Below are 24,221 nucleotides of genomic sequence, written 5' to 3'. Positions count from 1 at the left end.
TTATCCCCTTCTTTGTTTGTCGAGTGGAACTACACATGTTCCTATAGCTTTACAAACGATTATTGGTTCTTCCAGCACATCTGCTGCACTATCGTTTATATCCGGTCTTGCAGTTATAATCTTTTTTGCTATAAATTCCATTTTTCTAGAAGTTTTACCAACTTTAATTATTTCACCTGTTATTTCTATAAAGTCTCCTGCATAAACTGGTGCTAAAAATTCAATATTTTCATATGCGCGAAACAATCCTTCGTCTCCATCATGACGAATGAGTAATTCCGTTGCAACATCACCAAAAAGCTGCAAAATTTTTGCACCATCAACTAAATTGCCACCGTAATGGGCATCTGCACTACTCATTCGTACTTTTAATGTGGTTTTCACATAATCCCCCCTTTATTTTTACATTACAGTTTTAATATTAACAGAACAGGGGGTATTAAGCAAAATTTGTAAAATATTATTAAAAATGATTAACTTAATTTAGCTTTTTTAATGTGTTTTTTATTTATTTTTTCAAAGATACTTTTAAATTTTTATTTTTTATTTGATTTTATGAGTTTTTGTATGGTAAAATAATTTTGTCTTTAATGAGAGGAGCGTATTAAACTATGAAGAAGATTTCCTTTATTATTTTGCTTGTCTCAGTTTTTGTATTTCCCAGTTATTTTATTTTAAGCTATTATGTACAACCTGGGGATACTATATATAAACTATCTCAGGTATTTGGGGTTTCACCGTCTGTCATCCTTGATTGGAATGATATTGATCCGTATAATTTGAAGGTCGGTGAAGTTTTAAAGATACCTCAACCTTCTGGTATTATATACGAGGTTCAACAAGGAGATAGTCTTTATTCGATTGCGTTAAGATTTTTTACAACGGTAGATGATATAAAAGTTTCAAATGATTTGAAGAGCACCTATATTTATGTAGGACAGAAATTATTTGTCCCTCTAGATTATGTTGGAAAAGCTTTTAATGTATATGATAAAGATTTCATTTGGCCGGTTTTTGGAAAGATTTCTTCTACATATGGGTGGAGAATGCACCCTATTTATCATAGAAAAAGTTTTCACACAGGGGTAGATATTTCTGCACCAATGGGGACTCCTATCTTTTCTGCTACAAATGGAGTTGTGAAATTTGCAGGTGAATATGGGGGTTATGGACTTGCAGTTATAGTTGATTATGGTAGTTACGACATAGTTTATGGTCATATGTCGAAAATATGTGTGTATAAAGGACAGAGTTTAAGAAGAGGAGAATTAATTGGAAGAGTAGGTTCGACAGGGGTGAGTACCGGTCCACATTTGCATTTTGAAGTGAGAAGAAATGGAAGGCATACAAATCCCATGGCTTTTCTTCCTTCGTACGGAAGGATGTATGTGTTGAAGGATGAAGGTTTGTATTTAGGTGGTGAATAAAAAATGGAATTTTTTGAGAGGGTTTATAGGATATCTAATGAAGATGTAGAAAAATTGGAAGAATATTTTTTTGATAAACAAATTAACAATTATTATTTTTATGAAACAAAAGAGGGAATTTTTTTAGTTGTAGTTAGTGAAAAAAAGGAATTTGATTTTGATTTTTCATTTGACATTGTTGAAGAAAGGGTAACATCATCAGATGATTGGGTGAAGAATTTAATTTCTCGCCCTTTTGAATTCATTGAAGGTGTATGGATAGATCCAGATTTTCACGATATAAAAAAGGGAGTAGTTATAAAGATAACACCAGGACTTGCGTTTGGTACAGGACTTCACGATACAACGAAACTTGCTGCGTCTTTTTTGAAGGAGTATTTAAGACCAGGTATGGATGTTTTGGACTTAGGTTGTGGTAGCGGTATATTAAGTATTTTATCTAAAAAATTAGGTGCAAATAGAGTTTTAGGTGTTGATAATGATCCACTTGCCGTTGAATCTGCTCTTGAAAATGTAAAAAAGAATAATGAAGATGTTGAAATTAGAGAGTCAAACTTATTTAAAAACATAGATGGGAAGTACGATTTGATTGTATCAAATATAATTGCCGAAATTTTAATAGAAGCGTTGGAGGATATGCCTAAATATTTAAAAAAGGATGGAATAGTTATTTTATCCGGGATTATAGATTCAAAATTAGATTTATTTAAGCATTTAAATATTATAGAACATCGGAGGAAAAACGAATGGAATGCACTGGTGATAAAGTTTTAAATAAAATAGTTGCCAAACAACTTGGACGGGAGATTACTAACTTTTGCAATGTTACACGTTTTTGTTCTTATGGATTTCCACAGGTTGTTGTTAGTTTGCCTGTTAAAGATGGAAAACCTTTTCCCACATTGTATTATTTAACGTGTCCTTTTCTTGTAAAAGAGGTATCTCGATTGGAAGAAAAGGGAATGATAAAAGAAATTGAAAGAATAATAAGCAAAGATGAAAGGTTTAGAGAGCGTTTATTTTTAGCACACAAGAAAGTTATAGATTTAAGAGATAAGTTTTTCTTAAAAAAAGAGTTCTTAGATTTTAAACGCTGGAGAGAAGAATTAAAAAAAGTAGGAACAGGTGGGATTTCAAATTTTTCAAAGGTAAAGTGTTTGCATCTGCATTTAGCAGATTTTTTATCTGGGATAGAAAATCCAGTTGGAGAGATTATCTTTAAAAAACTAGAAAGATTGGAATGTGAAGATAAATATTGTGAGGGATTGTAGTGTACATAGAAATAATTATTCCTGGAAAACTTTCTAAGCATCTTCGAGATGCTTTTGATTTTTATTTGGGAAAGATAAAAAGATTTGCAAAGGTAAAAGTAACTTTTATTAAATTGGGTGGAGATCTTAACAAACTTTCGAGAGGTGTTATACTTAAAAATGAAGCAAAGGAGATTTTAAGTAAAATAAAGGGGAGGAAATTTGTTTTACTTGATCTTTTTGGGAAACAAATTGATAGTTTGGAATTTTCTAAATTTTTGGATATGCAGATGCTTGAAGGGGAGATTGTTTTTGTTATAGGAGGGCCATTAGGGGTAGATGAGCAATTAAGGAGGTTATCTTTAAAGAGGATATCGTTATCAAAATTTACTTTTACACATGAAATGGTACTAATATTGCTATTAGAACAGATTTTTAGGGGATTTAAAATAATAAATAACGAAAAATATCACTATTAGGGGTGTGAAAATGATTTACATTGCAACTTCAAACCCGCACAAGGTTGAAGAGATTAGGATTATTTTAGAAGGTATAGAAGTTGAAAGGTCTCCTAAAAATGTAGAGGTTATTGAAGATGGAAAGTCTTTTTACGAGAATTCCATGAAAAAAGCCTATTATTATGGACTTGCTTTAAATACACCGGTTATTGCAGATGATTCCGGACTTGAAATTAATGCGTTGGGAAGATTTCCCGGAGTTGAAAGTGCAAGATTTATGGAAGGAAAACCTTATGTTTTAAAGATGGAGAAAATTCTTAAAATGTTAGAGAGCAAGGTTGATAGATCTGCACAATTTGTTTGTGTTGCAACTTATTTTAATCCCAAAAAGGGAGTGCTGATTTCTGTGGAAGGAAAAGTTGAAGGTGAAATTTCAAGAGAAATAAAAGGGAATTTTGGATTTGGATATGATCCATTTTTTATTCCGCACGGATATGAAAAAACTTTTGGGGAATTGGGAGACGAGATTAAAAGAAAGATAAGTCACAGAAGCCGTGCATTTAGAAAGTTGTTTAAAATTTTAAAAGAGGTGGAGGAATTTTGAGAATTCTTTTATCTAAAAGTTTTTTAGTGGAAGAATTTGATCCGGATATTTGGATTACAACTGATTTTGAAAGTTATAACGTTCCGTATACGATTTTTTATAACGGTGAGCATGTGTTTATCCACGGACAGTACAGGCTTGTTGATGTAGTCTTGAGAAATACTAAAAGGAAAATTAGATTGGAAAATTACGTTGTCTCAATAATTAATGGAACTCAGATTGGAATTGCCGAAAATTATTTAGAGGATGTGGATTTTTTCTTTTTGTTTGACAAGACAGTATATACATCTAAATTTCTTTTGAGAAAAGCACAGATAATGGTTGCAAGTGATATTTCGAAAAGGATGTGTTTTGCAATATTGCTCTTCAAAGATAGACCAAATTATATTCGAGTATTTCCAGAGAATGGAATAGTAGATGATAGTATGTCTTATGTTTTATACGAAAAGCTTGAAAGAAGTGAAATATCGTGAAGATAGTTTATATAGCTTTGGGTGGAGCATTGGGTGCATTATCAAGATATTTTGTTTCAAAATTTGTTAATTCCCACCTTCCTTTTGGTTATATCCCCTTTGGAACTGTTATTGTTAATGTTGTTGGTGCCTTTTTATTATCTTTTCTAATGTTTTTAAATATCGAAAGGTTGGAGATTTCAAGGAGTTTTTTGATGTTTTTTGGAACGGGTTTTCTAGGATCATTTACTACTTTTTCAACGTTTACATATGAATCTTTATCTTTATTTTTAACAAGTCCGTTTAGGGCTTTTTGTTATTTTTCTTCAAATGTAGTTTTGGGATTTTTGGCCGCATTTTTGGGGATGGTACTTGGAAGGGGGAGAGTTTTATGAAGTTGCTCAGAATTTATTTGGGGGAAAAAGATGTACATTTTGGAAAACCTGTTTTTGAATATATTGTAAAACTTGCATACGATGAAGGATTAAGAGGAATAACTGTTATGAAAGGAATAATTGGCTTTGGACACAAGAGGCATATACATAGGAGTGATTTTTTTTCTCTATCTGAAGATTTACCAATAGTTATTGATATAGTAGATGAAAAGAATAAAATTGATATGTTTTTACAAAAAGTAAAGGAGTTAAATTTTGACGGATTGATAGTTGAAATGCCGGTAAACGCGTATTATATGGAGAAGAAAATATGACTTTTTTACTTACTTGTACAACAGGTCTTGAGGCAGCTGTAGCACTTGAATTAAGAAAGATGGGGTATAAGATATTGGAATCGGTTTCAGGACGTGTGTATATTAAGGGAGAGCTAAAGGATATACCTTTCCTCAACATTAACCTTAGGACAGCCGAGAGAGTTTTAATATTGCTTGAGCGAAAAAAGGTAACAAGCTTTGAAGAACTTTACAAGGCAATATACAATATTAATTGGTCGGATTTTGTGGATGGTAAAGTTTATATTTCGGATATTTCATCTGTAAAGTCAAAACTTTCCGCAAAAGGTGCGATAATTTCCGTTGCGTATGCTGCTATAAAGAAAAAGATAAAACAAAGAAAAAATACGATATTTCCCGTTAGGTTAGTTTTAAAAAGAGATGAACTTCAAGTACTTTTAGATACAACTGGAGAAAAAGCGTTAAGTAAAAGAGGTTATAGATTAAAGACATCTAAAGCTCCTTTAAGGGAAACAATAGCGGCTTCGATGATTTTGCTTTCAAGGTGGAATAAAAATATGTTGGTTGATCCATTTTGTGGAAGTGGAACAATTCCCATAGAGGCTGCTTTGATAAAATCTAATACTCCGCCGGGGATTTTTAGAGATTTTGTTTCTGAAAATTGGGGATTTTTAAAGTGGCCTAAAAGAATAAAAAGAAATATAAATGTTTCTGGAATATATGGATACGATATTGATAATTCTATTTTAAAGGTTGCAAGAGCTAACGCAGAAAGGTTTGGAATATCGGGTTTGGTTTTTGAGAATAAATCTTTTGGAGATTATACCTTTGATAATGTGTGGGTTGTTACCAATCCTCCGTATGGTGAAAGGATAAAAACAGATGTGGATTTTTCTTTATTCTTGAAAAAATTTAAAAATTCCAAGTTTTACATTCTTTCACCGGATAATCAATTTGAAAAATTTTTTGGTAGAAGGGCAACAAAGAAGATAAGATTTCAAAATAGCGGAATTTGGGTTTGGTTTTATATGTTTTATTGAGGAGGTAGTATATGATCTTAAGGTTTTTAAATGAGGAGCTTTTGAATGTTCAAAAACCCGCAAGATATATTGGAGGAGAGTTTAATCAGGTTAGGAAAGATGTTGAGAATAAATTTAGAATTGCACTTGCCTTTCCAGATGTGTATGAAGTAGGAATGTCACACTATGGTCTTGAATTATTGTACCATTACATTAATTCATTTGAAGAATTTTACGCAGAACGGGTGTTTTTGCCATGGGTTGATATGATAGAGCTGATGGAAAAAAAAGATATACCACTATTTACTCTTGAAACAAAAACCCCAGTCTTTAACATGGATGTTTTGGGAATATCAATAGAATATGAGTTATCTTATACAAATGTATTAAAACTTTTGGAACTTTCCAAAATAAATGTTGAATCTGAGAAAAGAAAAGATGGTGATCCAATAGTTATTGCAGGAGGCCCTGTTGTTTTTAATATTGAGCCTATAGCCGGTGTTTTTGATATAGTCTATATAGGAGATGGAGAGAAGAATTTAAGGCAATTGTTAGATCTTTTATACGAAACAAAAGGGGCAAGAAGGTTAGATAGATTAAAAGAGGCAGCAAAGATTCCGGGAATATATATTCCCCAGTTTTACAGGCAAAGGGGAAAAAAGGTTGTTCCAATTAAAGATGTTCCAAAAAAGATTAAAAAGAATGCTATAGGTGATCTTGATGAATGCTTTGTCCCAATAAGACAGATCATTCCAAATGTACAAAGTATTCACGATAGAGGAGTTATTGAAATTAGTAGGGGTTGTACTAGAGGATGTAGATTTTGTCATGCAGGTTATGTATATAGACCTGTAAGAGAAAGAAGCAAGAAAAATGTTGTTGAAAATGCAAAAAAAATTTTGAAAGAAACAGGATATGAAGAAATTTCGCTTTTATCATTATCTGCTATGGATCATACAACTTTGAATGAGATTGTAGATGGACTTTTACCTTACATTAAAGAGAAAAAAATTTCAATGTCTATTCCTTCTACAAGGGTTGATGCGTTTAACATTGAGTTGCTTTCAAAAATAGCTTCGGTTAGAAAAAGAGGAATTACCCTTGCACCAGAGGCTGGTTCACAAACGATGAGAAATAAAATAAACAAAAATATAGATTTTAATGAAATTTACAACAGTGCTTTGGAAGCAAAAAAGGCAGGTTGGAATAAAATAAAGCTTTATTTTATGGTAGGATTTCCAGATGAAACAGAGGGTGATATAAAGGAAATAGGTGAGTTGTTAAGAGAAATAAAAAGGATGAAGTTTAAACTTGTTACTGCATCTGTTAATTTACTTGTTCCAAAACCTCACACGGCTTTTCAATTTGTCAAAATTAGAGAACCAGAATATATGGAGTATGTTTATAGTATTTTGAAAAATTACAAAAGATATGCAAAAATTGATGTAAATGATGGAAAAAAAAGTTTTGTTGAGGGAATTTTATCAAGAGGTGATAGGCATTTATTTAGGGTAATTATGAAAAAATATAAGATGTCTTATTATGACGAATGGACAGAGTTTTTTAATTTTGATGAGTGGATAGAGTCGTTTAAAGATATAGATTTAGACAAATACAAAGGACCATATAGTTTAAAAGATGATTTTCCATGGGACCATATAGATTCAGGGGTTACAAAATACTTTCTTTGGAAAGAGTATGAAAGATTCTTCAAAGGCGAGAGTACAAAAGATTGTAGAAATGTTTGTAGTTATTGTGGAGTATGCCAGATTTTAAATGTGGAAAATAACCTTAAGATTTGATTTGGATATTTTGATATGTTATAATAAAGCTTAGAAAAAACTTGGATGGAGGTGTGTCTAGTGGACAAGGTGATGCTAATAGTACATGGAATTATTAGTGTTATTTTGATTTATCTTTCTTTAAAACAGATGGGAAAATTTGCGGAACTTGGTGGAGCGTTTGGTTCGGGATCTATGAATACGATATTTGGAAGAGAAAAGGGGTTAGATACAGAGGGAAAAATTACCGTTTTGTTTGGTATTTTGTTCTTTGTCTCAAGCATTTTGACAGCTTTCTTTATTTCCAGATAGGGGTGAGTTTTTTTGCAGAGTCAACTTGAAATACTCAAAAGAAATGTAGTAGATTTAATTTCAGAGGAAGAGTTAGTAGAAAGATTGAAAGAAAATAGACCACTTAGAATAAAGTTGGGAGTTGATCCGTCTAGGCCAGACCTTCACTTGGGACATGCCGTTGTTTTGAAAAAATTAAAGGAATTTCAAGATTTAGGTCATCATGTTATTTTGATTATTGGCGATTTTACCGCTATGATTGGGGATCCTACTGGAAGGAACACAACAAGGCCCATGCTGTCTGCTGAGGAAGTCAGAAAAAATGCCGAAACTTACGCAAATCAAGCATTTAAGATATTGGACAAAGATAAGACGGAAGTTAGATTTAATAATGAATGGCTTGGGAATATGGATTTTGCCGATGTAGTCAAACTTGCTGGAAAGTATACAGTTGCAAGGATGTTAGAAAGGGATGATTTCTCTAAGCGTTTATCAGAAGGGCAACCTATAAGTATTGCTGAGTTTTTATATCCTTTAGCGCAAGCATATGATTCTGTTGCAATAGAGGCCGATGTGGAAATTGGCGGAACTGATCAACTTTTTAACTTCTTAGTCGGAAGGAAAATTCAAGAGGAATTTGGACTAAAACCTCAGATAGTAATGACAATGCCTATTATTGAAGGAACGGATGGAAAATTAAAGATGAGTAAAAGCTACGATAACTACATTGCATTTACCGATGAACCGAATAACATGTACGGTAAAGTAATGTCTATACCTGATGAACTAATAATAAAGTATATGAGGCTTGTGACAAATATTCCAGAAGACGAAATAGATGAATACGAAAAGTTGATGAAAGCAGCAAAGATAAATCCAAGAGATGTAAAAATGAGACTTGCAAGGGAAATAGTGGCATTTTTTTACGATGAGAACATTGCAAAAGAAGCTGAAGAAAATTTTGTAAAAGTATTTAGGAAAAAAGAATTACCAGATGAAATGCCTGAAATTGAAATAAAAGAGGGAGAGTACAACATAGTAGATTTGATGATTTTGGTTGAAGCAACATCAAGTAGGAGTGAGGCAAAAAGGATTGTTAACCAAGGTGGCGTGAAGTTCGATGGAAATAAAGTAAAAAGTTTTAAAGATTTTGTTACGGTCGAAAAAGAGCATGTATTAAAAGTTGGCAAAAGAAAATTCTTTAGATTGGTTGTAAAAGATTAAATTTAATTAAAAAAAGGCTTGAAATATCTTAACAAAAAATGTTATAATAAACCTGTATGGTAATTTAAATGTAACACAAAATAGGAAGGGAGGTATTTTCATGAAAAGATTGTTAGTTATTGTTGCTATGGTTTTAGTTTCAGCGTTTATTTTTGCAGAACTAAAAGACGTACCAGAGAATCATTGGGCATACGATTCAGTAATGATGTTAGAGAAAGCGGGTATTGTAACAGGTTATCCAGATGGAACATTTAGGGGGGCTAGTAACATAACAAGGTATGAACTTGCGGTGTTTTTGGCACGTGTAATGAATTTACTTGAAAAAGAGATTCAAAAGGTTTCTGTAACAGTTGATGTTCATGAAAACGACATAAATGCTTTATATGAAATTTCCGGAAGCTTAAAAAAGGCACTTAAAGATGTAGCAAAAAAAGAAGATGTTGAGGTTTTATCAAAGAGGTTAGATGTTATTGATAAAGATGTTATCAGGATTTATGAATCTTTAACAAAGAAAGTTTCATCTGAAGATGTAGAAAAAATGATTAATAAATCTTTGGATTCAATAAACGGTCAAATTAATTTCTTGTACAAAAAAGTAACATTAGCTGAAGAAAATGCCGCTAAATATACAGATGAAAAATATACAGAGCTATCTGCTAAATTATTGAATGTTGAAACAAATGTTAATAATGCAATTCCAATGTTGAGAAATCTTGTTTATCAAAATTCAGAGAGTATAAAATCTCTTGATGCAAGGTTGGTTAAATACATAAACGTAAAGATAAAAGGTGTAGATAGAAAATTAAGTGAGATAAAGGATATAGCACAATTTAATTCGGATACTTTAAATGGTCTTGCCGCAAAACTTGGAGAAGTAGAATATGCTTTAAGGAAACAGATTGAAAAGACTAATAAGAATGTTGAAGGGTTAAAAACAGAGGTAACTAATGTAAAGGCAGCAGTAGATGAAAATAAATCCGCAATTGAAACAAAAGCAGCAAAGGAAGATTTAGATGCTGTATCTAAGAAAGTGGATTCAACAAATATGCTTTCGATATTTGGTTTAATTTTAGGTGTCGTTGGTGTTGGCTTGGGTGTATATGCAGCATTTATTAAATAAAATTAAGTAATTGTTATTAATTATATTAAAAAGGGAGGTTTGTGCGTATGAAGAAGCTTTTGGTATTATTAGTATCGTTGTTTGTTTTAACGGCAGTTTTTGCAGCAGAAGCTACACCTGTAGTTTCTTGGAGTGGTAGTGCAAGTTTTACATTGGGTGTAGATGAAAAAGGTTTGGATGTTTCAGGTGTATTAATTAAGCCAAAGGTAAGTTGGTCACCATCTTCTGACTCACAATTTGGAGTAAGCTTTGGAATCGATTTAATCGGAAAATCTTTAACACTTTCTAGCATTAGCTTTGAAAACAGCATTTTTGCTCTTACATATGCAAATGGTGCAAGTGCATTCCAATATTTCGTTGGTACGAATAATGATGGAAATCCATTGATGAGTGCTGAAGGAAACATTGAAGTAACACTTAGTGGAGTTGAAGGACTTACCTTGGTATACCAAGACATTTTAAGAAGAGTTGATTACAACACTGGTGTGTTAGCTGGAGAAAAATGGTTCAACGATTTTGTAGGTGTAAAGTATAGCGTTGCAGGTGTTGATTTAGCAGCGGCATTTTACGATGCAGACACAGTTGCGACAGCAAATACGTTCGAATATGGTGTGAATGCAAAGACATCATTAGATCTTGGTATTGCTACAGCAGATCTTGATGGTGTGTTTGGTATGGTAGATGGTATAAACACAACGGCATATGGTATTTCCGAAAGTATCAAGGCAGAATTTTCTATCGTAACACTTACCCAAACATTTGCATGGAAAGAAAACGTTTCTATGTTCGAATATGCAGGAGATAGTGATGCAAAGGAACTCACAGTTGGTGCGGAAGTATCCTATGAAATTTCTCCTGTAACATTAGGCGCAAAAGCAACATTAAAAATTGCTGATCTTTCTTCGCCAACAGAATTTACAGTTCCAGTTAGTGTAAACGCATCATTTGAAAATGATATGGTAAATGCGGATGTATCTGCAGCATGGGATGATGTAGTTGCAGCAGCAGAAAATTTGACAGTTGATGCAAATGCAAGTGTAACACCAGTTGATAAATTTACACTTTCTACTTCTGTAAAATACTTAACAGATGGAAATGAATTTGGATACAATGCAAAGGTAAGCTATGCACTTGATGATAACACAACAATATGTGCATTCTATGGAACACTTTATGATAAAGATGGAAATGGTTCAGCAGATATCAATAAAGACGATGCACAATGGTATGCAAAACTTAGCTGGAGTGTAAGTTTCTAATATAAGGTTTGTTTAAAATTGCCCCCGCATTGTGCGGGGGTTTTTATTTGTAATATTTGCATATACAAATTGAAACATTTTTTAGGTATAATATAATTGTGAAATAAAAAACTTGGAGGTGAGTTTATGTACATTGAAATTATTGATGTTTTTGCAAGAGAAGTGCTCGATTCCCGCGGAAATCCTACTGTTGAAGTTGAAGTTATGCTTGAAGATGGTTCTATTGGAAGGGCAATTGTACCTTCAGGGGCATCTACTGGAAAATTTGAAGCGTTAGAATTAAGAGATGGTGATAAAAGATACGGAGGAAAAGGAGTATTAAAGGCAGTTGAAAATGTGAACGAAAAAATTGCCCCTAAATTGTTAGGATTAAACGCATATGATCAAACCTTTATTGATAAAACATTACTTGAAATTGATGGAACGGAAAATAAAAGTAATATAGGTGCAAATGCAATTTTAGGTGTATCAATGGCAGTTGCAAGAGCAGCAGCAAATTCATTAGATTTACCACTTTATAAATATCTTGGTGGAGTTAACGCAAAAGTATTACCTGTGCCATTAATGAATGTTATTAATGGTGGAGCTCACGCGGACAATAATTTGGATATTCAAGAATTTATGATAGTACCAGCAGGTGCACCAAGCTTTAGAGAAGCCCTAAGATATGGAGCAGAAACCTTCCATGCATTAAAGAAAATTCTAAAAGAAGCAGGTCATGTTACGGCTGTTGGTGATGAAGGTGGATTTGCACCAAATCTTAATAGTAATGAAGAGGCTATACAAGTTTTAATTAAAGCAATTGAAACAGCAGGATATGTTCCTGGAAAAGATATATTCATTGCGTTGGATGTTGCCGCAAGTGAATTTTACAATGAGGAGACGAAAAAATACTTTATTGATGGTTCTGAAAAAACGTCAGACGAATTAATAGAATATTACGAATCTCTTGTGAACAAATATCCTATTATTTCAATTGAAGACCCATTTGATCAAGAAGATTGGGAATCATATAGTAAATTTAATGAAAAATTAGGCAAAAAAGTTCAGATTGTCGGGGACGATTTATACGTTACTAACGTAAAAAGACTAGCAAAAGGAATAGAAGTAAAAGCAACAAATTCGATATTAATTAAATTAAACCAAATAGGTTCAGTTACAGAAACACTTAATGCAATAGAAATGGCAAAAACAAATAACATGACTAATGTTATTTCACATAGGTCTGGAGAAACCGAAGATACGTTTATTGCGGATTTAGCAGTTGCCACAAATGCGGGACAAATTAAGACAGGATCCCTTTCAAGAAGTGAAAGAATTTCAAAATACAACCAATTATTGAGAATAGAAGAAGAACTTGGAGAAGTTGCTGAATACAGGGGATTAAAAGCGTTTTATTCGATAGATAAATAAAATTATAGCCCTCCATTTGGAGGGCTATAATTTTCTTACTGCGTCAAATTTTTCTTGGTCTGCAACATGTAAGTATATGCTGGTTGTATTTAAATTTGTATGTCCCAAAAGTTCTTGAACAACCTTTATGTTAACTCCTTTTCTGATTAAATGTGTGGCATATGAATGTCTTAAAGTATGTGGATGTACATCTTTTTTTATTTGGGCTTTTTTTACCCCTTCTTTAATCCATCTGAATACTGTAGAAGGATGTACGTGTTTTTTTCCGTTTTCAAATACGTATATTTTTGGATTAAATGTGTCAATGTATTTTTGTAATAGTGGAACTACCTTATCTGGAAGAGGTACTAATCTATCTTTTCTTCCCTTTCCCATTTCCACTCTTAAAAAAGGTGGAATAAAAGAAATATCCGATACCCTTAGATTACAAAGTTCACTTATACGAAGACCTGCAAAGTATAAAAGAGAGATAGCAGTTTTTTGCCGTAACTTATTTTCCTCAGAAAATGAAGAAATTAATTTTTGCACTTCATCTTCGGTCAAAAAATCTGGGATTTTTCTTCTAATTCTTGGATGTTTAATTCTTTCCATTGGGTTTGAAGAGATTGCACCGGATAATTCAAGATAGCTAAAAAATGAATTTAAACTGGATATGTATCTTGATATAGTAGTTTCTCTAGGGCTATCACCAGTAATTTGTCCTTTGGATAGTGCTTTTAAAAAAGATTCAATGTCACTTCTCTCAATATCTGAAATATTTTTTTTTGTAAATTCAAAAAATTTCCTTACATCTTTTATGTAGGCTTTTAGGGTATTTTCCGAATGTCTTCTAACGTGTGCAAGATAATCTCTAAAATTTTCCAGGTAATCCATCCTTATCCTCCTAGGATTTTTTTTAGATATTTTCCAGTTAATGATTTTTTGGAATGTGCTATTTGTTCAGGTGTGCCTTTTGCAACTATATATCCTCCATCATCTCCACCTGTTGGGCCTAAATCTATTATGTAGTCTGCTGTTTTAATTACATCCAAGTTATGTTCTATAACTATTACAGTATTACCTTTATCAACAAGTTTATTTAGTACATGGATTAATTTTTTGACATCGTCAAAGTGTAAACCGACTGTTGGTTCATCAAGTATGTAGATTGTTTTTCCAGTAGCTTTTTTCTTAAGTTCAGATGCAAGTTTTACACGCTGTGCTTCACCGCCTGATAAAGTAGGTGCCGGTTGCCCAAGTTTTATGTATGAAAGTCCCACTTCGTTTAATACACTTAGTGTAGAGTAGATGCTGGGAATGTTTTTAAAAAACTCCAGTGCTTCTTCTACAGTCATGTCTAATATTTCCGAAATATTTTTTTCCTTGTATGTAACTTCTAAAGTTTCACTGTTGTATCTTTTCCCTTTACATACTTCACATTCAACGTATACGTCTGGTAAAAATAACATTTCAACCTTTATTACACCCTGCCCTTTGCAATGTTCACACCTTCCACCTTTTACGTTGAAACTAAAGCGTCCTGAGTTATACCCTCTTGCTTTTGCAAGAGGGGTCATTGAAAATAGTTTTCTAATTTCATCAAATACTTTTGTATAAGTAGCGGGATTACTTCTTGGTGTTCTACCTATTGGAGATTGATCAATTGCAATAACTTTGTCTATATACTCTAAACCTTCTATATAATCATATGCACCTGTTGGTAATTTTGAGTTATGGAGATGATTCATTAATGTTGGGTATAGTGTATCTAAAATTAAAGAACTTTTTCCAGAACCAGATACCCCTGTAATGCATATAAATGTTCCTAATGGAAATGTAACTGTGAGGTTTTTTAAATTGTTGTGTTTAGCACCTACGAGCACAAGTTCTTTTCCATTTCCTTTTCTTCTCTTATCTGGAACTTCTATTTTTAATTTTCCAGTTAGATACTTTGCAGTAATTGAATTTTTTGCGTTTTTAATTTTAGATATTGGCCCTTGAAATACAACTTTTCCACCATTTACCCCGGCTTTAGGGCCAATGTCTATAAGGTAATCTGCGTTTTTAATCACATCTTCATCGTGTTCAACTACTATTACAGTATTACCCAAATCTTTGAGCTTTTTTAGAGTGCCGATTAATTTTTCATTATCACTTTGGTGTAATCCAATAGTTGGTTCATCAAGTACATATGTAACACCTGTTAAACCTGATCCAATTTGAGTCGCAAGTCTTATTCTTTGTGCTTCTCCTCCGGATAGAGTTTTTACATTCCTTGAAAGGGTAAGATAACCAAGCCCTACTTCATTCAAGAATAAAAGCCTTTTTTCTAGTTCTTCTATTAATTCTTTTACTATCTCCATCTTCTTGGAGGGTAATTTTTCCTTTAGTGATTTGATAAATTCGTATTCTTGTGAAATGGGAAGTTCTGTAAAATCAGTTATATTTATTTTTTCTATCAAAACTGATAGTGCTTCTTTTCTTAACCTTTTTCCATTACATGCATGACAGGTGTTTTCTATGAAAAATTTGTTTAGTATCCATTGTCTCCCTTCTTCGGAAGATGCGTATTCGTATCTTTGGCGGACAATTGGGATAAGTCCATCAAAGAAAGTGGTACCATACAATATAGCTTCTTGTGTGTCTTCGGAAAGTTCTCTAAATGGTTTTTCGGGAGATCCACCGTAAATTTTTAATATCTTTTTGATCTTTCGTGGGATCCATCCATCTTCTTTGTGCCCAATTTGGATAGCTTCAAAAACAGGTTTGTCAAAATCAATAACCTTTTCAGGATCAACTTCTAATGTGAATCCCAGGCCATGACACCTTTGACATGCCCCGTATGGGCTATTGAACGAAAAAAGTTTTGGAGTAATTTCCGGCATGGATATTCCACAAGTAGGGCACATCATTTTTTCAGAGTATATTTTTGTAGTGTTATCATCCATATTTTTTATATATATAACGCCATTTCCTTCCTTTAGAGCTAGTTCTATAGAATCGAAAATTCTGTATTTTGTATCTTTGTCAGCTTTTAATTTTAATCTATCTACTACTAAGAAAATATTGTGTCTTATGTTTTTGTTTAATTCAGGTACCTCTTCAATTCTGTATATTTTGTTGTCTACTTCTACTCTTACATAACCTTTTTCTAAAAGTTTTTCAAATACATCTTTGAATGTTCCTTTTTTTTCAATTGCAATAGGAGATTCTACGTATATTCTTTTTCCGTCAAAATTTTTGTATACGTCTTTTACTATTTCATCAATACTCATTTTTTCAAGTTTTCTACCACATTTATAACAGTGGGGTTCTCCAATTTTTGCATACAACACGCGTAGGAGATCATAAATTTCTGTGATCGTTCCTACTGTGGAACGTGGATTGTGAGATACACTCTTTTGATCAATGGCTATGGAAGGAGAAAGGCCTTCTATACTTTCTACATCTGGTTTTTTTAGGTTTCCAATAAATTGCCGTGCATATGATGAAAGACTTTCAAGATATCTTCTCTGTCCTTCTATGTAAATGGTATCAAGGGCTAAAGAACTTTTTCCTGAGCCCGATAAACCAGTTATAACTGTCAATTTATTTTTTGGAATTTTAACAGTTATGTTTTTTAGATTATGAACTTTTGCGCCTTTTACTACAATATAATCCATTTTATACCCCTTGTATATTTTTGTTTACATATTCTATTATAATTCTAACACATTCATCAATATTGTGAAGTGATGTATTGATTTCAAGATCAAAGTCATCTGATATCTCGTATATTGAATCTACATATTTTGAAAATGGGGTGTTTTTTTCTTTCAATTTTGAAGAGAGATAGATTTCAAAAAATTTTACAGGAGAATTTTTTGAAATTTGTTTTCTTATTTTTTTTAACGGAGATACAGAGGGGACTATTACTATAAATTTTTTAGAAAGCAGATACGAAATATTTCCAAGAATTAGCATTCTTGTTTTTATATCAAGATTTATATTCGCAAAAATTTCATATCCTTCTAATATTATTGAATTTTGATAATATTCATTTAGTTTCTTTGCAAGAGTAGACTTTCCCGTACCACTTTTTCCAGTAAGCCAAATTATAAAATTACTCATTTACGATTCTCTCCAAATTATCTAGTGCTTTGTTTATTTCTATTTTATCAAGTAATATTAGTTTTAGTATATCACTTACATTTTTGTGAAAGTTAACGTATCTTAAATCAAATGGTATAGGTTTTCCAGGCATTGTTTCGTCAAAAAATTTATAATATTTTTCTGAAAAAAACTTTTTAAACCTTGGGGATTTTAATAGCAGTGTTAACCACTTTGTGAAATCTTCATTTCCATCTTTTGTTGTAACGAATACTTTGTAATCTTTAAATGGGATTAATGGTTTTGGTAGTGGTTTCACAATAAACTTATTTGGCATTAGTTTTTTTAGGGTAGGATATAAAAATGTCCCTTGAAACATAAATATTGATTCCTCGTTGTTAAATGACGCTATTTGTGCCTGTTTATTTAGAAAATCAAAGTATCCATTTTTATACCAACTTTTAATCTTGAGGATTGCTTTTTTTGTTATTTCATCGTTTAAAACAAATTTTTCACCAATTAGTGGGATTTTTCCGTACCCCATTAAAAATGTAGAAAACCAATATGCACTAATTGGATTTATTGCAATTTTTTTACCGGTTGTTTTTAGTATTTTTTCTATCTCCTTTATGTCCCAATTTTTTATCATACCTTCAAATTTTTTATTTACATAAACAACCTGTGTGTCAAAATAGAAGTTGTATGCATTACCTTTTATTATATTTAACTTTTTGTATGTGGGATAATCAAATGCGCTTGCCATTATTACATCTGGAAGTTTGATATTACTTTTACTTTGTGGGATAATTTTAGAAGAAATTTTGGGTATAGACAAAACTTTAATTTTTACATCATTTAACTTTGTATAATTTTCAATAAATGTTTTTATGTCATCTGTTCCTTCCCAAGAAAGCCAAATTTCCCAATTTTTTTCTTTAAGGTATTTACCATCTACTTTTATTTCTTTTATTTTTTCACCTTTAAAATAGTAAGAGTTTGAATCTTTTAAGACTGTATCATAAAGATCTACATTATAGATATTTTTTTCCGTGTAAATTGTGATTTTTCTTATTTCTTTAAATGGCTTTATTAATTCAATTACGTGGTATTCGGGTAAATCAGTTGAAAAATACAATATGGAAAAAAATAAAAATATAACTCCAAATAATTTCTTCACAACAACCCCTCCTTAGTAATTTAGTAATATTGTAGATGGGAAATATCTGTTATTTTTATTAATATTATTGAAAGAAAGATTAATATTAATAGATTTATTATACTTATTGCTGAAAACACATTCCATTGCGGATAGTGATTGCTTATTGTTCCAACGTAGTTGTAAAGAAGTAGACTCAACGGGTATTTTTTGGCATCGTATAAAAATAAAAGTGGAGGAAGAAAAGAGTTAAAACTATTTAAAGTAGAGAGCAAGAATAGTGAAGAGATTAATGGAAAATTGTTTGGGATTAGTATTTTAAAAAAGAATTTGTTGTTTGAAAGGCCATCTAGCTTCGAAAGATAGAATAATTCTTCTGGAAAATCTTTAAATGTGTAAAATGAAAGTAATGTTAGAAAAGGCAAATTTTTTGACGTTATAACAAGTATTACAGAAAAGAATGTATTTAATATGTGGATTTTTGAAAATATGTAAAATATGAATATCAATGAGTGTAATCCAAAAAATATTTTTGAAAAATTAAAGAAGGCAAGAAAAGATTTTCCAAAACGAAAATGTAGAAGTTTAAATGCAAAATATGTAGATAGGAAAATTCCAAGAAAAGATACTGAAAATGAAATAATAAAAGTGTTGAAAAAAGAATTGAAAAAATCTTTGCTAAACACTTTTTGAAAGTTATCGAGTGTAAAATGACCTTTTAAATATATACTTGGGGAACTTGAAAATGAAAGGTTGATTATTATTAGGAAAAAAGCAATTATTGTAAATATCCATATGTAAGCTAAAATTTTGTTAAATATTGAAATATTAAACTTTATACGTATCTTTTTTCTAAAAAAATAAAAAGAACTTAAAAACGTAATTGTAAGTGTAAAGATAGCCGCTATTTTTGATGTATCAATATTTTGATTGAAGAATTTGTAAATAAGAACCTCAAGATTTGTAGTTGCACCTATAATTCCTTTATTAGTAATTCCTATTTTCATAGGTGCACCGCCTTCTAAAAGAAGCCATGGTACTTGAAAATCTTTAAAGGCGGATATGAAATTTAAAAACAATACTGCACTTATTGCTCCTTTGATATTTGGAATTACTATTTTGTTGTAGTATAAGCTTATATTATTTGAATCTAACAAAAATGCTTCAAGATATTTTTGATTGATATTTTTGATATACGAATACAAAAAGAATGCGGAAAAAGGTATTAAAAACCACGAGGAAATTAGTATTGATACAACAAACGACAAAACCGGATTTACGGTAATATCCGTATATTTTTCAAAAAATGTCCTAAATATTGGGACGCCAATGTAAGGTGGAATGACCCATCCAATTATTAAAAAAATGAGTATTTTTTTTAGTACCTTTGATAGGTAGAGTGCAATGTATGTGGATAAAATGCTTGAAAGGATAGCATATAATACAGAAATGATAAGGCTCAAGTAAAAATATTTGGCCTTTAACGTGGCAAGTAGCACTGATAAAGTGAATGAATTGTTAGGTATAAATGCAAAAAAAGTACCGTAAAATAACGGTAAAAAATTTAAAAAGAATACGAATATTATTATGGCTATCATGTCAAGAAGATTATAACATTTTATAGGTGGGAAAAACAAATTTACTCTTGATTGCTCAAATTATCAATTTGTTCTTTTATTTTTTTGGCAATATTATATTGTTCACTTTTTAAAGCTTTGTTGAGTTTTTGCTTTAAGAAAAATAATTGCCTTTGTTGTATGTCTTTTATTAATCGTTTTTTTGTTAATTCATCATGTTTGAATAATGCGCTCTGTACAGCAAGAGGCATTAAAGTTAAAATCTCAACATTGTTTACTATAAATTTAGTAGACTCAGAGAATATATCCTCTGCATATTCTATGTGTGCAGCAATTAATTCTACTCCAGCTTTTGTATATTTTGTTGTATCATATTTTATTGTTTCTTCAAGACAACTTTTGCAAAACGCTATTTCTTTTTTTGCAATATCTATATCAACTATTAAAAAGAAATCGGCTTTTCTTCCACATCTGTTACACTTTTTCACACTTTCACCTCTTTTGAGTTGAAGAGGCTCATGGCTTTATCAATCCCATCATTGATTATAGATTTTAAAGCTTCAATGGATAGTGTTAATACTTTGTCTAATATTTTCAATTCCGTATTTGAAAATTCTCCCAATACGAAATTCACCAAATCAGTATCTTCAGGTAAAGGTCCAATGCCTATTCGAATTCTTTTAAAATTGGTTCCAAGATACGATATTAGCGATTTTATACCATTATGTCCACCATGTGAACCTTTTTTTCTTATTCTTATTTTTCCAAGTGGTAAACTTACATCATCGTACACTATAATTATATCATCAAAATCATCTGGATTTAAATAGTTAAATATATCGCCACTAAGATTCATATATGTCAAAGGTTTAACCATGTATAGGTTATCTTTTATAGAATATTCGAAATTATATTTTTTTTTCCATGAACTTGCTATTTTATCTAGAAACATAAAACCCACGTTATGCCTAGTGAAGGCATAACGTGGACCAGAATTTCCAAGACCAACAACTAAAATTATATTATTCTTCCTCCTTTTTACCTTTTTCAATAACTTCAGGTTCTACTGGTTCTTCTGCTGTTTCTTCTCCTTCAACTTCCATGCCTCTTGGAACGGCAACTGTAATTATGGGTTCATTTTCTGGAAGTTCAGCTTCCATACCTTCTGGAAGTTTCAAATCTGAAACGTGCAATGATTCACCAAGATTTAAGTTGCTAATATCAATTTCCAATTTTTCAATTATTACAGATGGCAATGTTTCAACTGGAAGTTCGTGGTGAATTACTTCAATAACTCCGCCTTTTTCCACACCTTTTGGCTTTCCTACAAATTCAATAGGTATGTTAATGTTCATTTTATGTCCTTTTTCTGGTACGTAGAAATCAATATGTTTAACTTCGTCGGTTAATTTATCATATTGTACGTTTTTAATAAATGCTACGTGGGAAAATACTTCTTTTCCAGAGTCATCCTTAACGTTAAGTGTAATAGCACTTGCTTCTGTTACTTCGTGAAGAAGTTTAATCAAATTTGTCTTTCTAATGGAAATAGATAGTGGTTCAATATCTGGCCCATAAACAACACCAGGTACAAAACCTTGTTTTCTCAATCTTCTGACAGCCCTTTTGTTTCCAATAACACTTCTTACAAGGGCCTCAAGTTTGTGCTCTGCCATACTAAAACCTCCTCTTTTTATTTTTATGGGTTTTATTATTGTCTAAAAAGTATGCTCACCGATAAGTTCTTTCTTACTCGCATGATCGCTTCACCGAGTAGTGGTGCAAGTGAAACGACTGAAAATTTATCCGGTAAATTTTCGTGACTAATCGAGTCTGAAACGTATATCTTCTCTATTACAGATTTTTGAATCCTTTCGATTGCACCGTCTGAAAGAACGGGGTGAGTAATACATGCAATAACTTTCTTTGCACCATTTTCTTTTATTATCTTTGCGGCATTTACTAAAGACCTTGCCGTATCGGCAATATCATCAACAATAACTGCAGTTTTATCTTTTACATCACCTATTATATTTAAAATTTCTGCAACATTATCCTTTGGTCTTCTTTTGTCTAAGATTGCAAGTGGACCACCCAATCTTTCTGCAAATTGTCGTGCCCTTTTTACGCCACCAACATCTGGTGATACTATAACGTAATCATCTTCTAATATTTTATCGCTTTTTAATTTTTTTGCAAATATGGGAAAACTCCACAAATTATCAAGTGGTATATCAAAAAAGCCTTGAATTTGCTCTGAATGTAAATCAACAGTCATTACCCTAGTTGCCCCTGCAACTGTAAGTAAATTCGCCACTAGCTTTGCCGTTATTGGATCACGGCCTTTAGCTTTTCTATCTTGTCTTGCATAACCGTAGTATGGTATAACAACAGCTATACTATTTGCTGACGCCCTTTTAAGTGCATCTATCATTATTAAAAGTTCCATTAAATTTTCATTTACCGGAGGACATGTGGGTTGAATAATAAATGTATCATGTCCTCTAACAGTTTCACCAATTTTTACATTTATTTCCCCATCTGCAAATTTACCGACTTCACAATCTGCAAGTCTTGTGCCTATATACTCTGAAACCTTTATTGCAAGTTCTCTATTTGCATTTCCCGTAAAAATTTTCATTTCATTTTTTGTTATTTGCATTTTTATTTCCCCCTTTTTTTAAAACCCAATTTTCTTTGTTAATCTGTCTTTCCCTTGCGATAGCAAGGCTATTTTCGGGAACATTGTTTGTAATTGTTGAACCTGCAGCAGTAATGGAATTTTTTCCGATTTTCACAGGTGCAACTAGTGAGCTGTTGCTTCCAATAAATACATTATCTTCAATAAACGTGGGATGTTTCTTTTTTCCATCGTAATTACACGTTATAGTCCCAGCACCAATGTTGACATTTTTTCCAATAGTTGCGTCACCTAAGTAAGTTAAATGTTGTGCTTTGCTATTTTGCCCCATAACTGTTTTTTTCGTTTCAACAAAATTTCCTATCTTAACGTTTGTGTCTAATGTTGTTCCTTCCCTCAATCTCGCATATGGACCGACAGATACGTTATCTTTTACTTCTGCTTTTTCAACTTCGGATCTATTTATAATTACATTATTTCCTATTTTGGAATTTTTAATTCTTGTCATGGGACCTATGATACAATCTTCACCTATTGTCGTATCCCCTTCTATAAATGTAAAAGGGTAAATAATGGTGTCTTTTCCAATCTTTACTTGAGGATCTATATAAACTACATCAGGGTCAATTATCCTTACCCCTTCTTTCATTAATTTTTCATTGATTTTTTTTCTTATTCTTTTTTCTAACCTTGCAAGTTGTATTCTATCATTAATACCTGTTATTTCATCTATATTTTCGGTTATAACAGTTGAAATTTTTTCCGTAAATTTCAAAATATCTGTGAGATAATACTCACCTTGTGCGTTATTGTTATTGATTTTATTTATATTTTCTATTAAATATCTACCTTTTATAATATAAATTCCCGTATTTATTTCTTTGATCTTTTTGACTTCATCGTCTGCGTCTTTGTCTTCTATTATCTTTATTTTATCATCTCTTACAATCCTACCATATCCGCTAGGATTTTCCAATATTGCCGTTAGTATAGTAACATCACTGTTACTTTCCAAATGTACTTTTTCAAGTCTTTTTAAAGTTTCATATGATATAAATGGTACATCTCCGTATAATATCAATAAATTATCATCTTTAGATACAAATTCAATTGCGGACATTACCGCATGTGCTGTCCCCAGTTGCTTTTTTTGGATGTAAATTCTCACATCACTTGATAGTTTATCTTCTACCATTTCATATTTGTGACCTAAAACAACTGCAACCTCTCCAAATTTTTTTGCAGTTTCAATTACCCACAAAATCATGGGTTTTCCAAAAATTTCATGTATAACTTTTGGATATTTTGAATTCATTCTTTTTCCCATACCTGCCGCTAAAATAAGGGTTTTCAACTTTTTTCACCCCTTTTTCTAAACTCTCTTAGAAATATTGGAATTATCAAAAGTCCAAAAAAATACCCTAGATTTCCGTATTTTATAGAACCAATCATTGAAATTGATATACCCAAAAGCGAGAAAAAAGGTATACTCCAAATAGGCTTTTTAAGTATATCATACAATATTGAAGAAAATGTTGCAATAAGTAGAAGAATTAGACCTTTTGGTTCATAACCACGAATAGTTGAAAAAAAAGCCAACGCTATCATTAAAATAAGCGTTAAGCTTAATAGACTTTGTAATTTTAAATTGTCTTTTTTGAAATAATAAATTCCCAGAAAAATTAGGGAAAAATAAAGATAAGATTTTGTAAAAAAGTATAGAATAATTGAAGATGCGATTGAAAATAATAGAAATGACACACTAACACCTCCAAATACTAATGGGCCCATAT

General features: G+C 31.6%; 27 protein-coding genes. 15 read left to right on the top strand and 12 right to left on the bottom strand.

The features are described 5' to 3' along the window. Positions 1-384 carry a 3-aminobutyryl-CoA ammonia lyase gene (gene kal, locus XJ44_RS02065; RefSeq protein ID WP_088368842.1) on the bottom strand — a complete coding sequence of 128 codons (384 nt, stop codon included), beginning with the start codon at positions 382-384 and terminating at the stop codon, positions 1-3. A 227-nt stretch (positions 385-611) separates the two neighbouring features. Here kal and XJ44_RS02060 point away from each other — a divergent pair, with 227 nt between their 5' ends. The 15 genes from XJ44_RS02060 (at position 612) to eno (ending at position 12,986) form a co-directional block, all read left to right on the top strand. Continuing rightward, on the top strand, positions 612-1,427 hold the full coding sequence (locus XJ44_RS02060; protein ID WP_075665410.1) for a peptidoglycan DD-metalloendopeptidase family protein: 816 nt from the start codon (positions 612-614) through the stop codon (positions 1,425-1,427). Between the two features lie 3 nt (positions 1,428-1,430). Then, the gene (locus XJ44_RS02055) at positions 1,431-2,201 is read left to right on the top strand and encodes a 50S ribosomal protein L11 methyltransferase (protein WP_077197901.1); all 771 of its coding nucleotides are present in this window, start codon (positions 1,431-1,433) and stop codon (positions 2,199-2,201) included. After that, positions 2,174-2,698 carry a DUF501 domain-containing protein gene (locus tag XJ44_RS02050; protein ID WP_075665408.1) on the top strand — a complete coding sequence of 175 codons (525 nt, stop codon included), beginning with the start codon at positions 2,174-2,176 and terminating at the stop codon, positions 2,696-2,698. Before XJ44_RS02055 ends, XJ44_RS02050 begins: the two co-directional genes overlap by 28 nt. Next, on the top strand, positions 2,698-3,156 hold the full coding sequence (locus XJ44_RS02045; RefSeq protein ID WP_075665407.1) for a 23S rRNA (pseudouridine(1915)-N(3))-methyltransferase RlmH: 459 nt from the start codon (positions 2,698-2,700) through the stop codon (positions 3,154-3,156). Before XJ44_RS02050 ends, XJ44_RS02045 begins: the two co-directional genes overlap by 1 nt. 10 nt (positions 3,157-3,166) lie before the next feature. Continuing rightward, the gene (gene rdgB / locus XJ44_RS02040; RefSeq protein WP_077197900.1) at positions 3,167-3,739 is read left to right on the top strand and encodes an RdgB/HAM1 family non-canonical purine NTP pyrophosphatase; all 573 of its coding nucleotides are present in this window, start codon (positions 3,167-3,169) and stop codon (positions 3,737-3,739) included. Beyond that, positions 3,736-4,212, top strand: coding sequence for a hypothetical protein (locus XJ44_RS02035; RefSeq protein WP_075665405.1), 477 nt, complete (start codon positions 3,736-3,738; stop codon positions 4,210-4,212). Before rdgB ends, XJ44_RS02035 begins: the two co-directional genes overlap by 4 nt. Continuing rightward, complete coding sequence (gene crcB, locus XJ44_RS02030; RefSeq protein ID WP_077287150.1) at positions 4,209-4,586, top strand: fluoride efflux transporter CrcB; 378 nt, start codon at positions 4,209-4,211, stop codon at positions 4,584-4,586. The genes XJ44_RS02035 and crcB overlap by 4 nt, the downstream gene beginning before the upstream one ends. Then, positions 4,583-4,900 (top strand): DUF190 domain-containing protein, encoded by a 318-nt coding sequence (locus XJ44_RS02025; protein ID WP_075665403.1) that lies wholly within the window; start codon positions 4,583-4,585, stop codon positions 4,898-4,900. The genes crcB and XJ44_RS02025 overlap by 4 nt, the downstream gene beginning before the upstream one ends. Then, positions 4,897-5,919, top strand: a complete 1,023-nt coding sequence (locus XJ44_RS02020; RefSeq protein WP_077197899.1) for a THUMP domain-containing class I SAM-dependent RNA methyltransferase — start codon at positions 4,897-4,899, stop codon at positions 5,917-5,919. The genes XJ44_RS02025 and XJ44_RS02020 overlap by 4 nt, the downstream gene beginning before the upstream one ends. Before the next feature lie 11 nt (positions 5,920-5,930). Further along, the gene (locus XJ44_RS02015) at positions 5,931-7,700 is read left to right on the top strand and encodes a TIGR03960 family B12-binding radical SAM protein (protein WP_077197898.1); all 1,770 of its coding nucleotides are present in this window, start codon (positions 5,931-5,933) and stop codon (positions 7,698-7,700) included. 60 nt (positions 7,701-7,760) lie between these two features. Next, the gene (gene secG / locus XJ44_RS02010; protein ID WP_172799327.1) at positions 7,761-7,991 is read left to right on the top strand and encodes a preprotein translocase subunit SecG; all 231 of its coding nucleotides are present in this window, start codon (positions 7,761-7,763) and stop codon (positions 7,989-7,991) included. 12 nt (positions 7,992-8,003) lie between these two features. Further along, positions 8,004-9,194 carry a tyrosine--tRNA ligase gene (gene tyrS / locus XJ44_RS02005; RefSeq protein WP_077197897.1) on the top strand — a complete coding sequence of 397 codons (1,191 nt, stop codon included), beginning with the start codon at positions 8,004-8,006 and terminating at the stop codon, positions 9,192-9,194. 100 nt (positions 9,195-9,294) lie between these two features. Then, a complete protein-coding gene (locus tag XJ44_RS02000) occupies positions 9,295-10,314 on the top strand; it encodes an S-layer homology domain-containing protein (RefSeq protein ID WP_077197896.1) in 1,020 nt (339 codons plus the stop codon). Positions 10,315-10,361: 47 nt separating this feature from the next. Then, complete coding sequence (locus tag XJ44_RS01995) at positions 10,362-11,573, top strand: hypothetical protein (RefSeq protein WP_077197895.1); 1,212 nt, start codon at positions 10,362-10,364, stop codon at positions 11,571-11,573. A 126-nt stretch (positions 11,574-11,699) separates the two neighbouring features. After that, a complete protein-coding gene (gene eno / locus XJ44_RS01990; protein WP_077197894.1) occupies positions 11,700-12,986 on the top strand; it encodes a phosphopyruvate hydratase in 1,287 nt (428 codons plus the stop codon). A gap of 24 nt (positions 12,987-13,010) precedes the next feature. Here the strand turns inward: eno and xerA are convergent, their stop codons facing one another. From xerA to XJ44_RS01935, 11 genes are read right to left on the bottom strand one after another with little or no spacing between them, the layout of a single operon-like run. After that, positions 13,011-13,859: a site-specific tyrosine recombinase/integron integrase gene (gene xerA, locus XJ44_RS01985; protein ID WP_077197893.1), complete on the bottom strand. Its 849-nt coding sequence runs from the start codon at positions 13,857-13,859 to the stop codon at positions 13,011-13,013. Between the two features lie 2 nt (positions 13,860-13,861). Next, the gene (uvrA, locus tag XJ44_RS01980) at positions 13,862-16,627 is read right to left on the bottom strand and encodes an excinuclease ABC subunit UvrA (protein ID WP_077197892.1); all 2,766 of its coding nucleotides are present in this window, start codon (positions 16,625-16,627) and stop codon (positions 13,862-13,864) included. Position 16,628: 1 nt separating this feature from the next. Beyond that, on the bottom strand, positions 16,629-17,075 hold the full coding sequence (locus tag XJ44_RS01975; protein WP_077197891.1) for an adenylyl-sulfate kinase: 447 nt from the start codon (positions 17,073-17,075) through the stop codon (positions 16,629-16,631). Next, positions 17,068-18,231: a type 2 periplasmic-binding domain-containing protein gene (locus tag XJ44_RS01970; RefSeq protein WP_077197890.1), complete on the bottom strand. Its 1,164-nt coding sequence runs from the start codon at positions 18,229-18,231 to the stop codon at positions 17,068-17,070. Before XJ44_RS01970 ends, XJ44_RS01975 begins: the two co-directional genes overlap by 8 nt. A gap of 20 nt (positions 18,232-18,251) precedes the next feature. After that, positions 18,252-19,808 (bottom strand): ABC transporter permease subunit, encoded by a 1,557-nt coding sequence (locus XJ44_RS01965; RefSeq protein WP_077197945.1) that lies wholly within the window; start codon positions 19,806-19,808, stop codon positions 18,252-18,254. 41 nt (positions 19,809-19,849) lie between these two features. Continuing rightward, positions 19,850-20,275 (bottom strand): hypothetical protein, encoded by a 426-nt coding sequence (locus XJ44_RS01960; RefSeq protein ID WP_075665392.1) that lies wholly within the window; start codon positions 20,273-20,275, stop codon positions 19,850-19,852. Next, positions 20,272-20,805, bottom strand: coding sequence for an aminoacyl-tRNA hydrolase (gene pth / locus XJ44_RS01955; RefSeq protein WP_077197944.1), 534 nt, complete (start codon positions 20,803-20,805; stop codon positions 20,272-20,274). Before pth ends, XJ44_RS01960 begins: the two co-directional genes overlap by 4 nt. Positions 20,806-20,809: 4 nt before the next feature. Continuing rightward, positions 20,810-21,463 carry a 50S ribosomal protein L25 gene (locus tag XJ44_RS01950; protein ID WP_075665391.1) on the bottom strand — a complete coding sequence of 218 codons (654 nt, stop codon included), beginning with the start codon at positions 21,461-21,463 and terminating at the stop codon, positions 20,810-20,812. Between the two features lie 35 nt (positions 21,464-21,498). Continuing rightward, positions 21,499-22,449, bottom strand: a complete 951-nt coding sequence (locus XJ44_RS01945; RefSeq protein WP_075665390.1) for a ribose-phosphate pyrophosphokinase — start codon at positions 22,447-22,449, stop codon at positions 21,499-21,501. Continuing rightward, positions 22,430-23,782: a bifunctional UDP-N-acetylglucosamine diphosphorylase/glucosamine-1-phosphate N-acetyltransferase GlmU gene (gene glmU / locus XJ44_RS01940; protein ID WP_077197889.1), complete on the bottom strand. Its 1,353-nt coding sequence runs from the start codon at positions 23,780-23,782 to the stop codon at positions 22,430-22,432. Before glmU ends, XJ44_RS01945 begins: the two co-directional genes overlap by 20 nt. After that, a complete protein-coding gene (locus XJ44_RS01935; RefSeq protein ID WP_075665388.1) occupies positions 23,779-24,189 on the bottom strand; it encodes a hypothetical protein in 411 nt (136 codons plus the stop codon). The genes glmU and XJ44_RS01935 overlap by 4 nt, the downstream gene beginning before the upstream one ends. Positions 24,190-24,221 lie beyond the last annotated feature (32 nt).

The organism is Thermosipho affectus, from assembly GCF_001990485.1.
In the GTDB taxonomy this organism is placed as follows: domain Bacteria; phylum Thermotogota; class Thermotogae; order Thermotogales; family Fervidobacteriaceae; genus Thermosipho; species Thermosipho affectus.
The sequence above is the reverse complement of the archived record's forward strand: the minus strand, read 5'-3'. Positions and strand labels throughout refer to the sequence as shown.

Excerpts from the sequence above, each read along its gene's own strand:
- XJ44_RS02050 (WP_075665408.1), top strand. The coding sequence starts at position 2,174 with ATGGAATGCACTGGTGATAAAGTTTTAAATAAAATAGTTGCCAAACAA.
- XJ44_RS02020 (WP_077197899.1), top strand. The coding sequence starts at position 4,897 with ATGACTTTTTTACTTACTTGTACAACAGGTCTTGAGGCAGCTGTAGCA.
- rdgB (WP_077197900.1), top strand. The coding sequence starts at position 3,167 with ATGATTTACATTGCAACTTCAAACCCGCACAAGGTTGAAGAGATTAGG.
- uvrA (WP_077197892.1), bottom strand. The coding sequence starts at position 16,627 with ATGGATTATATTGTAGTAAAAGGCGCAAAAGTTCATAATCTAAAAAAC.
- XJ44_RS01945 (WP_075665390.1), bottom strand. The coding sequence starts at position 22,449 with ATGCAAATAACAAAAAATGAAATGAAAATTTTTACGGGAAATGCAAAT.
- XJ44_RS02025 (WP_075665403.1), top strand. The coding sequence starts at position 4,583 with ATGAAGTTGCTCAGAATTTATTTGGGGGAAAAAGATGTACATTTTGGA.
- XJ44_RS01950 (WP_075665391.1), bottom strand. The coding sequence starts at position 21,463 with ATGGCAGAGCACAAACTTGAGGCCCTTGTAAGAAGTGTTATTGGAAAC.
- xerA (WP_077197893.1), bottom strand. The coding sequence starts at position 13,859 with ATGGATTACCTGGAAAATTTTAGAGATTATCTTGCACACGTTAGAAGA.
- XJ44_RS02015 (WP_077197898.1), top strand. The coding sequence starts at position 5,931 with ATGATCTTAAGGTTTTTAAATGAGGAGCTTTTGAATGTTCAAAAACCC.
- eno (WP_077197894.1), top strand. The coding sequence starts at position 11,700 with ATGTACATTGAAATTATTGATGTTTTTGCAAGAGAAGTGCTCGATTCC.
- XJ44_RS02000 (WP_077197896.1), top strand. The coding sequence starts at position 9,295 with ATGAAAAGATTGTTAGTTATTGTTGCTATGGTTTTAGTTTCAGCGTTT.
- XJ44_RS01975 (WP_077197891.1), bottom strand. The coding sequence starts at position 17,075 with ATGAGTAATTTTATAATTTGGCTTACTGGAAAAAGTGGTACGGGAAAG.
- XJ44_RS02060 (WP_075665410.1), top strand. The coding sequence starts at position 612 with ATGAAGAAGATTTCCTTTATTATTTTGCTTGTCTCAGTTTTTGTATTT.
- XJ44_RS02055 (WP_077197901.1), top strand. The coding sequence starts at position 1,431 with ATGGAATTTTTTGAGAGGGTTTATAGGATATCTAATGAAGATGTAGAA.
- XJ44_RS01995 (WP_077197895.1), top strand. The coding sequence starts at position 10,362 with ATGAAGAAGCTTTTGGTATTATTAGTATCGTTGTTTGTTTTAACGGCA.
- XJ44_RS01965 (WP_077197945.1), bottom strand. The coding sequence starts at position 19,808 with ATGATAGCCATAATAATATTCGTATTCTTTTTAAATTTTTTACCGTTA.